At 40.0% G+C, this 8754-nt stretch carries 9 protein-coding genes, 11 tRNA genes and 1 rRNA gene; 1 reads left to right on the top strand and 20 read right to left on the bottom strand.

The window, feature by feature from the left end; all coding sequences use genetic code 11:
* The 13 genes from ACQ5H4_RS20115 to ACQ5H4_RS20055 all read right to left on the bottom strand — a co-directional run.
* Positions 1-60: ribosomal RNA gene (locus tag ACQ5H4_RS20115) — 16S ribosomal RNA — on the bottom strand; the annotation flags it as partial.
* 106 nt (positions 61-166) lie between these two features.
* Positions 167-240, bottom strand: a tRNA-Gly gene (locus tag ACQ5H4_RS20110).
* Positions 241-260: 20 nt separating this feature from the next.
* Positions 261-337 (bottom strand) — tRNA-Pro (locus tag ACQ5H4_RS20105).
* Between the two features lie 10 nt (positions 338-347).
* A tRNA-Arg gene (locus ACQ5H4_RS20100) sits at positions 348-424 on the bottom strand.
* Positions 425-499: 75 nt separating this feature from the next.
* Positions 500-585 (bottom strand) — tRNA-Leu (locus ACQ5H4_RS20095).
* 61 nt (positions 586-646) lie between these two features.
* Positions 647-731: transfer RNA gene (locus ACQ5H4_RS20090), tRNA-Leu, on the bottom strand.
* 35 nt (positions 732-766) lie between these two features.
* Positions 767-842: transfer RNA gene (locus tag ACQ5H4_RS20085), tRNA-Lys, on the bottom strand.
* 32 nt (positions 843-874) lie between these two features.
* A tRNA-Gln gene (locus tag ACQ5H4_RS20080) sits at positions 875-949 on the bottom strand.
* A 6-nt stretch (positions 950-955) separates the two neighbouring features.
* Positions 956-1031: transfer RNA gene (locus tag ACQ5H4_RS20075), tRNA-Asp, on the bottom strand.
* 27 nt (positions 1032-1058) lie between these two features.
* Positions 1059-1130 (bottom strand) — tRNA-Glu (locus ACQ5H4_RS20070).
* Positions 1131-1159: 29 nt separating this feature from the next.
* Positions 1160-1250 (bottom strand) — tRNA-Ser (locus ACQ5H4_RS20065).
* A gap of 4 nt (positions 1251-1254) precedes the next feature.
* Positions 1255-1330 (bottom strand) — tRNA-Asn (locus ACQ5H4_RS20060).
* A 140-nt stretch (positions 1331-1470) separates the two neighbouring features.
* Complete coding sequence (locus ACQ5H4_RS20055; protein WP_430776754.1) at positions 1471-1932, bottom strand: SprT family protein; 462 nt, start codon at positions 1930-1932, stop codon at positions 1471-1473.
* Between the two features lie 104 nt (positions 1933-2036).
* On the opposite strand from ACQ5H4_RS20055, the gene cmpA reads away from it, so the two are divergent.
* Positions 2037-2153: a cortex morphogenetic protein CmpA gene (gene cmpA, locus ACQ5H4_RS20050; RefSeq protein ID WP_119706371.1), complete on the top strand. Its 117-nt coding sequence runs from the start codon at positions 2037-2039 to the stop codon at positions 2151-2153.
* A gap of 679 nt (positions 2154-2832) precedes the next feature.
* Here cmpA and ACQ5H4_RS20045 read toward each other — a convergent pair.
* From ACQ5H4_RS20045 to ACQ5H4_RS20015, 7 genes are all read right to left on the bottom strand, one after another.
* Positions 2833-5004 (bottom strand): Tex family protein, encoded by a 2172-nt coding sequence (locus ACQ5H4_RS20045; protein WP_430776753.1) that lies wholly within the window; start codon positions 5002-5004, stop codon positions 2833-2835.
* A 112-nt stretch (positions 5005-5116) separates the two neighbouring features.
* Complete coding sequence (locus tag ACQ5H4_RS20040) at positions 5117-5704, bottom strand: PP2C family serine/threonine-protein phosphatase (RefSeq protein WP_430776755.1); 588 nt, start codon at positions 5702-5704, stop codon at positions 5117-5119.
* Entirely contained in the window at positions 5698-6492 is a 795-nt protein-coding gene (gene sigB / locus ACQ5H4_RS20035) for an RNA polymerase sigma factor SigB (RefSeq protein WP_430776752.1), read from the bottom strand. The genes ACQ5H4_RS20040 and sigB overlap by 7 nt, the downstream gene beginning before the upstream one ends.
* Complete coding sequence (gene rsbW / locus ACQ5H4_RS20030) at positions 6470-6943, bottom strand: anti-sigma B factor RsbW (protein ID WP_430776751.1); 474 nt, start codon at positions 6941-6943, stop codon at positions 6470-6472. The genes sigB and rsbW overlap by 23 nt, the downstream gene beginning before the upstream one ends.
* Entirely contained in the window at positions 6940-7269 is a 330-nt protein-coding gene (locus ACQ5H4_RS20025) for an anti-sigma factor antagonist (protein ID WP_430776750.1), read from the bottom strand. Before ACQ5H4_RS20025 ends, rsbW begins: the two co-directional genes overlap by 4 nt.
* A 57-nt stretch (positions 7270-7326) precedes the next feature.
* Positions 7327-8337, bottom strand: coding sequence for a PP2C family protein-serine/threonine phosphatase (locus tag ACQ5H4_RS20020; protein ID WP_430776749.1), 1011 nt, complete (start codon positions 8335-8337; stop codon positions 7327-7329).
* A gap of 11 nt (positions 8338-8348) precedes the next feature.
* Positions 8349-8750, bottom strand: a complete 402-nt coding sequence (locus ACQ5H4_RS20015) for an anti-sigma regulatory factor (RefSeq protein WP_430776748.1) — start codon at positions 8748-8750, stop codon at positions 8349-8351.
* Between the last annotated feature and the right edge of the window lie 4 nt (positions 8751-8754).

The raw sequence follows: 8754 nt of genomic DNA, 5'->3' as shown, positions 1-8754 counted from the left end.
TTGCATGTATTAGGCACGCCGCCAGCGTTCGTCCTGAGCCAGGATCAAACTCTCCAATAAAGAGTAAGATTAGCTCTTAAAGTTAAAACGTTGGCTAGTGTATTTTTCAACACTAATCATTTTTTGTTGACGTATGATTTGTTTAGTTTTCAAAGAACAAATTTGTTGGAGCGGGTGATGAGAATCGAACTCACGACATCAGCTTGGAAGGCTGAGGTTTTACCATTAAACTACACCCGCATATTAATATTTTATTAAGATGGTCGGGAAGACAGGATTCGAACCTGCGACCCCTTGGTCCCAAACCAAGTGCTCTACCAAGCTGAGCTACTCCCCGTTATTCAAAATGGCGCGCCCGAAAGGAGTCGAACCCATAACCTTCTGATCCGTAGTCAGACGCTCTATCCAATTGAGCTACGGGCGCTCTTTTTAAAGAAGCAACTTTTATATAATATCATAACCACATTTTAATGTCAAACATTTTTTTGTAGTTATTTCTTGGTGCGGCCGAGAGGACTTGAACCTCCACGGGGTTGCCCCCACTAGGCCCTCAACCTAGCGCGTCTGCCATTCCGCCACGACCGCTCATTAAGAGCGATAGAATATATTATATATGATTTCTCACAGTTATTCAACTGGAAATGAATGGTGCGGGTGAAGGGAGTCGAACCCCCACGCCTTGCGGCGCTAGATCCTAAGTCTAGTGCGTCTGCCAATTCCGCCACACCCGCATAATAGAAAGTTATTTTGCTGAAGCAAAATACTTTGGTGAGCCATGAAGGACTCGAACCTTCGACCCTCTGATTAAAAGTCAGATGCTCTACCGACTGAGCTAATGGCTCGTACAATTTGAAAAATACCTTAAAATAAAAAATGGCTGGGCTAGCTGGATTCGAACCAACGCATGACGGAGTCAAAGTCCGTTGCCTTACCGCTTGGCTATAGCCCAACAATATGGCGGTCCCGACCGGGATCGAACCGGCGATCTCCTGCGTGACAGGCAGGCATGTTAACCGCTACACCACGGGACCATTTTTGTTAGTATAATAATTTGAAAGTGACCCCTACGGGATTCGAACCCGTGTTACCGCCGTGAAAGGGCGGTGTCTTAACCGCTTGACCAAGGGGCCATATTTTTTAAAAAAATGATGAAAGTTACTGGCGGAGAAGGAGGGATTTGAACCCTCGCGCCGGTCACCCGACCTACACCCTTAGCAGGGGCGCCTCTTCAGCCTCTTGAGTACTTCCCCAAAATGGCTCCACAGGCAGGACTCGAACCTGCGACCGTTCGGTTAACAGCCGAATGCTCTACCAACTGAGCTACTGTGGAATAAGAAAAGTGTTCGTGTCGTAATCTCGACTCTTTATATTATATTGAGCCAAGCTGTGAAAATCAAGGGGAAATTTCAATTACTTATTTCCGCTCATGTCAGTCACGGAATAATAATTTAACATCATTTTCTCCAACTGTCAAACAGGAATTTCAATTAACTTTCCCTGGCACTTTCCACAAACATACTTTGATATATTGATCCTTCTTTTTCTCCTATATTGCAGAGCGCATCCAGAGCACTGATATATCCGAACAGTCTTTGCTGATTTAACTTCAGGGCGATTTGGGAGAGTAGAACAAAATCGTGGTGCATTCACTTTTTTAAGAAGTGTTTTAAAGTCATGATCTCTGTGCTGATAGCCTTTTCCCTCTAAATGCAAATGATAATGACATAATTCATGCTTAATGATACCAATTAATTCTTGCTCTCCAAGCTGTTCTAGATAACTTCGATTAATTTCAATATTATGAGACCTTAACATATAACGTCCACCTGTTGTTCGAAGACGGGAATTAAAAAAAGCAGTATGTCGAAATGGCTTGTTAAAGAACCGCAAGGAAATTTCCTCAACTAATCTTTGTAACTCTTTATCCTCCATACTCCCACCTCCGTTCCTAACTAAATAAAAATTATATGAACATGACAACCCATTATAGCATACATTGAATATACCCCTTGAAATTTGTGCTAGGAGGTATGTCTATGCCTACTTGGTTTCAAAATCAGATGCAGAAAGCATTTTTAGAGAAAAATGCCTATCAAATAAAACTTCTTAACCAATGTTGGTTTTTTTACAGAAAAAAACACCGTTCATCTTGATAACGAACATTATAAAACTCATATGAAAACGCACTTGAATTCACGATATCATTCAAAGTGCGTTTTTTATTGCTTATTTTGTCTTGTTTAACAAAGGAAATCACAAGGTATGAAGTAATTATTGGATGGTGTGTGAATCATTTGTGATTTAGTCCGTGGAATATGCTGAGATTACAAAGCTTTTATGGGCACGTAAACTCCTTTAGACTTAGCAGACTGGGCGAACCACAAGTGGCTAAGCTCCCTGTAACGCATTTAAATAAGACATCTAATTTTTTGAACATAGTAACCAGTAATAAGAAACATAAGCGGAGATTTTTCGGTTAGACTACTGAATTGAGCTTGATTCGGGGTATATAAGCGGAGTTTTTCCGACTAAGCAAAAGAAAATCATCCAATTTCACGTTTTTTAAGTCAATAGTCGGAAATTTTCCGTCTATTTTAGCTTTTTCCAGTGCAATTTCCTAAATAAGAGAAATTTCTCCGCTTATTTCAAACTCGCTTTAGCAGCTAACTTTCGGGTGCTTTAGTAAATAAAGAAATCCAAAAAAGGATTAGAAAGATTTACATCTCTAATCCTTTTTGACTGTGAAATATATTGTAAATGATTTGGTCTACTTTTACCGTTTGTACCTCACAAGTAAACCCGTTACCATCGTGAACGGTATTTCTTTTACCTTTAATTCTGTAGCATCGTTAAAGCGACTCTACCTTTTTGTTGATCAACACTATCCACCCACACGGTTACTACATCTCCAACTGAAACAATATCGAGCGGATGCTTAACAAAGCGATTGCTTAGTTTCGAAATATGAACAAGCCCGTCTTGCTTTACTCCAATATCAACAAACGCTCCGAAGTCCACTACGTTTCGGACAGTTCCTTGAAGTTCCATTCCCGCTTTTAAATCTTCAAGTTTTAATACATCTTTCTTTAATAGTGGCGCTGGAAGTTCGTCACGCGGATCTCTTTCCGGTCTAACTAACGCATCGAGAATATCCTTAAGGGTTAATTCTCCAATCTCAAGCTCTGCCGCAATAGCTTTTATATCAACAGCTGATAATGTTGTTTTTAGTGCTTCAGAACCTAGGTCAGCTGATGTAAATCCTAATTTACTTAGGAGATTTTTAACTGCTTGATAATTTTCCGGATGGATCCCTGTGCGGTCAAGCGGCTCTTTTCCATCGATCACACGTAGAAACCCGATGGCTTGCTCATATGTTTTTGCACCTAACCTCGGGATTTTCTTTAACTGTATTCGATTGACAAACTTCCCTTCCTCTTCACGTTTCTTGACGATATTGGTTGCTACTGTTTTTGAAAGACCAGCAACATATTGAAGCAATGAAGCAGAAGCTGTATTAACGTTCACACCTACCTGGTTAACTGCGGTTTCCACGACAAATGTTAATGACTCAGATAATCTCTTTTGAGACACGTCATGTTGATACTGTCCGACACCAACCGATTTTGGATCTATTTTAACTAATTCAGCTAACGGATCTTGCAAGCGTCGGGCAATGGAAACTGCACTTCGTTCCTCAACCTGAAAATCAGGGAATTCTTCACGCGCTAAGTCAGAAGCAGAATAAACACTGGCACCCGCTTCGTTCACAATTAAATAATAAATCTCTCTCTTTTGTTCTTTAAGCATATCTACTACAAACTGCTCTGTTTCCCGGGAAGCAGTCCCATTTCCCACTGCTACCATCTCAACTTCATAGGTCTCAATGATTTCTTTAAACTTTTTCTCAGCTTCTTGTTTCTTCGATACAGGTGGATGAGGATAAATCACATCTATTCGAAGGACCTTCCCTGTTTCATCCACTACAGCTAACTTACATCCTGTTCGATAAGCTGGGTCCACACCAAGAACTACCTTTCCTTTTAAAGGTGGTTGGAGCAGAAGATTTCTTAAATTTTCAGAGAATATATGGATCGCTCTTTCTTCTGCTTTTTCAGTTAGCTCATTACGAATTTCTCTTTCTATTGAAGGTTGAATTAATCTCTTATAACCATCTTCAACGGCCTCAATAACTGTCTCAACAACAAAGGAATTAGAATTCTTAATCCATTTTTTCGTTAAATAATCCATGTTACGTTCAACATTCGGCTTAATCGCAACACGTAAAACATCTTCTTTCTCTCCCCGGTTGAGAGCAAGCGTACGATGGGGAACTACTTTGCTAATAGGCTCTGAATATTCGTAATACATCTCATAAACTTTTTTCTCGTCTTTTTCCGTATCCTTAACGGTAGCTTCAACAAATCCAGATTTAGCTGTCTCACTTCTAACCCATTTTCGTGAATCTGCATCGTCTGAAACCCACTCAGCGATAATATCCTTCGCCCCATTTATGACTTCTTCAATAGATTGGACCTCGAGCTCGTCCGACAAAAATTCACTCGCTTTCTCTTCTAGTGACCCATTTACGGGGAAGGTTACTAACCATTCCGCAAAAGGCTCTAATCCTTTTTCCTTCGCGACAGTTGCCTTTGTGCGTCGTTTTTGTTTATACGGACGATATAAGTCTTCAACCTCTTGCAGCTTAATGGACTTTTCTATCTGACTTTTTAACTCTACCGTCAGCTTCCCTTGTTCTTCAATAATCCGAATAACCTCTTCTTTTCTTTGCTCAAGGTTTTGTATGTATTGCCAACGTTCCATAATGTCACGAATTTGTACCTCATCCAATGCTCCCGTTTGTTCTTTACGATATCTTGCAATGAACGGTAAAGTGTTTCCTTCTTCAAGTAATGAAATAACATTGTTCACTTGTTTGAAATTTAAATTTTGCTCTTTGGCTAGCGTTTGTAAGAGTTCCTTACGCTTATCTATTGTTTGATCCAATGTACGTTTCCTCCAACATGAAAGTCTTTTTCCTTATTTTATCAAAAATTTCAAGTGCAACAAAATGAATGATATGCACAAAAAAGAGTTACCCCATTATGTACAGGTAACTCTAATGCAATGTCCCTATAATAAATGTAGAATCATCCATTTTCGAAGTGAACCGCTCCCTAAGTTGGTTCGCAATGCATTCATTCGACAACCCGGAACTTAGTAGGGATTTTACTCCATTTGGGGCGATGCCATCCGAATGTATAAGAAATTTTGAGTTTGCTTGATAAAAGTATCTCTTTGTATTAAATCTTACCGGTCTTCCAGATAAATATCCTGAGACTGGTAGGGGGTAAGTTAGTTCACCTTTATCAGAATATAAAAAGAAACGAATATTCCCTACACAACTATAGTGAAATTCTTTTGTTTGAAAAAAAACCTTTAGTACAGCTACCGCAGCTCCTCTTTTCTGAAAAAGAGCCTGATTGCATTTTTTCATTAACTCTTCAACATCTTCATGATGATATTGTTGGACCACATCAACCACAGCTGAAGATGCCTCATTTGCAAGTTTCCCACTGCCCAGACCATCCGCGACGACACAGGTAAAATAATCATCTTGGAGAACGTAATAATAGCTATCTCCGCATTCATACTTACCTTCCTTAGTTGTTTGTTGAACAATCACTTCTATTGGCTGCGTCACGATAAGCACTCCGAGCTGTTATGATCTGAACGTATGGCATCTTGAAGCTTTTTAATTGCTTTTCTCTGCAATCTTGAAACATGCATCTGTGAAATACCTAATTTTTCGCCAGTATCTTTTTGACTCAGATTATCCAAATACGTATATTGGATAATCTCCCTTTCTCTGTCTGTTAGAACATGTAGAACCTTGTCTAGTACGAGCTTTTGATTCACTTTTTCATAACCCTCATCAATGTTCCCTACGACGTCCAATAAGGTGACAGTTCCTCCATCCGAATCAGCCTCAATGGAATGGTCCACAGACAATGCCTGATAACTTCTTCCCATCTCCATTGCTTCTAGTACATCCTCTTCAGTTTCCTGCAAGGCTTCAGCAATTTCACATACTTTGGGCGAACGCTGGAGGGTAGTTGTTAACTCTTCAACCGTTGCTTTAATTCTCGGTCCCAGTTCTTTGATTCTTCTTGGAACATGGATACTCCAAGTTTTATCTCTTAAAAACCGCTTGATTTCTCCCACAATGGTAGGTACTGCAAAAGCTTCAAAGCTTCTCCCAAAGTCCTCATCGTACCTTCGAATAGCACCTAAAAGACCAATATTCCCCACTTGGACAATGTCCTCATGATAGGATTTTCCTTTTGAGTACTTTCGGGCAATCGTTTCAACCAAGTTTTTATAATGTAGAACCAACTGATTTTGGGCTTCATCATCCTGATTCTGCTGATAAGCTTTAATATATCGATGAATTTCTTCTTTTGATAGCGAATTAGGTTGAGATTTGTTCTGCATTCCTCTCCACCTGCTCCCCTTCTAGGTATTTGGTCATAAAAACCGTCACACCTTCATTCTGATGAATAATAACTTCATCCATCAGCGTCTCTATCAAGTAAAGCCCTAGGCCTCCTTCACGCATAAACTCAACCGGTTCATTCCCACGATAAGGACCTACTTTTTCTCGAGCCGATTGAAAATCGAAACTCTTTCCGCTATCAGCCACGATGACTTCCAGTCGATCGCCATATGACCCAAATCCTATTGCAACTTCTCCAAGCTTTCCTGTTTTATAGGCATGCTGCACAGCATTGGTTATCGCTTCACTTGTAGCAATCTTCAAATCTTCAATTTCGTCAAACGAAAAGCCCATTCGACTTGCAATGGCAGATAATGTTAACCGAATCACACCTACGTATTCCGGCTTAGCAGGAATTTTCATTTCAATGTAGTCACAAGCTTCCGTCATTTTGGTTCACCCTCAATCTGGCTAATATTCATAATATCAGCTAGCCCGGTGATCTCAAAAAGTCTTCTTAACCGATCAGAAAGTCCAACTAACTGAAATTTCCCCTTACTTGAGCGCACATTTTTAAATGTCCCAACAAACACACCTAAGCCTGTGCTATCCATATATTCTACTCCAGAAAGATCAATCATCATGTCCACTCCGTTTCTCTCGGACAGAGGAAACAGTGTTTCTCTTAGCTTCGGTGCCGTATAAACATCAATTTCCCCTGTTACATGAACAGCAACACGACCATCACTTTCCGTGATATCTAACTTTATGTTCATATTCCCCACCTCTTTACAAGTCAATTGCTCTTATTCGATACCCTGAAAAAATAGTACTTAAACATTTCTTTTCAAGATTATTAACGTAAAATCATCTCGCAATTGAAAATGTTGGAGCTTTTCTAGCTCTTTATATATGTTGGTTACAATCTCTTGTGCTGGTAAATGGATATATTTTTTTATATAAGAGATTAATGTTTCTTTTTCGATAAACCCTTCTTCTGACCGACATTCTGTAACACCGTCTGACATCAAGATAATCATGTCTCCCACATTTATTGCTTGCTCATACTGCTTATATTTCGTCCGTTTCTCTACTCCTAACAACAAACCCTTTGCCTCAATTTCAATAAATTCTCCCGATTGCGCACGGTATAGAAAACCCGGCTCATGACCAGCAGAAGAATAGGCAAACGTATGCTTTCTTGGATGATACACACCGTAGAACATGGTGATAAACATACTAGGATCGACATTTTGTTCAACGACCCGATTAAGATTTTCTAACACCTTACTCGGTTCTTGTTGATTATCGGGTTGACTATCCATCGCATATTTGATCATGGACATACACAACGCCGCTGGAATTCCCTTCCCAATCACATCAGCAATAGCTATACTGATGTTATTGGTTTCATCTTGAACAAAGTGATAATAATCTCCATTCATATGCTTGGCAGGAACACTAATAGCACCTATATCAAGCCAAGGAACCGATGGGACATTGGTTTCTAATAAGGTTTGTTGAACATTTGCCGCAATCTCCATTTCCGTTCTTAGTTCCTGCTGCTTATGACGCAAGCTTTGATGCTCTCTATAAGCAAGACCGTAGCCTAACATCACTTCTAGTAACATATCAAAGGAGAGCGATACTTCTTCTGGTAAATCCGGAACCATTTCATGCATAAGTGTTTTATGTAAACTGATGATTTCCTCAGGAGAGATTCGATGCTCGATAGACTTTCTACTGAACTTTTGGCCCTGATATAGAACTTGTTCAGAAGGGTCGTTTATGTACTTCTCAAGTATGTGCCGATATTTTGTCTCCATCAATTCTCGGAAATCCATAAATGTTCCCCCTAACGTACCCACTTAGTTGCCGTTATCTCTGTTCCATTACCTGGCGTTGAGTTAATCCCAAACTCATCCATCAAGCGTTTGACACCTGGTAATCCAGCTCCTAAACCACCTGAGGTAGAATATCCATCCTCCATTACTTGCCTTATATCCTTTATACCAGGTCCATTGTCTATCGCCACTACCTTCAATCCCGCTTTACCGCTTTCATATAGTTTTTCAATGCAGATTTGGCCCTGACCAGCGTATAAATAAATATTTCTCGCTAATTCACTAATAGCAGTTGTGATTCTGGCCTGATCGACAGTTCCAAATCCAAGCTCTTTTGCCACATTTCGGCCTAGCTGCCTAGCTGCAACGATGTCCCATTCATTAATGATTTTTACGCAGGATTGGATTCCCATACGG

This window comes from Bacillus coreaensis (assembly GCF_050586445.1).
In the GTDB taxonomy this organism is placed as follows: Bacteria; Bacillota; Bacilli; order Bacillales; family Cytobacillaceae; genus Robertmurraya_A; species Robertmurraya_A coreaensis.
Note: the sequence above shows the minus strand (reverse complement) of the source record. Positions and strands in the feature narration are given on the sequence as shown.

What these genes read in the sequence shown, in the direction of transcription:
- ACQ5H4_RS20020 (WP_430776749.1), bottom strand. Translation starts at nt 8,337, where the DNA reads ATGGATTTCCGAGAATTGATGGAGACAAAATATCGGCACATACTTGAG.
- cmpA (WP_119706371.1), top strand. Translation starts at nt 2,037, where the DNA reads ATGCCTACTTGGTTTCAAAATCAGATGCAGAAAGCATTTTTAGAGAAA.
- sigB (WP_430776752.1), bottom strand. Translation starts at nt 6,492, where the DNA reads ATGCAGAACAAATCTCAACCTAATTCGCTATCAAAAGAAGAAATTCAT.
- rsbW (WP_430776751.1), bottom strand. Translation starts at nt 6,943, where the DNA reads ATGACGGAAGCTTGTGACTACATTGAAATGAAAATTCCTGCTAAGCCG.
- ACQ5H4_RS20025 (WP_430776750.1), bottom strand. Translation starts at nt 7,269, where the DNA reads ATGAACATAAAGTTAGATATCACGGAAAGTGATGGTCGTGTTGCTGTT.
- ACQ5H4_RS20055 (WP_430776754.1), bottom strand. Translation starts at nt 1,932, where the DNA reads ATGGAGGATAAAGAGTTACAAAGATTAGTTGAGGAAATTTCCTTGCGG.
- ACQ5H4_RS20015 (WP_430776748.1), bottom strand. Translation starts at nt 8,750, where the DNA reads ATGGGAATCCAATCCTGCGTAAAAATCATTAATGAATGGGACATCGTT.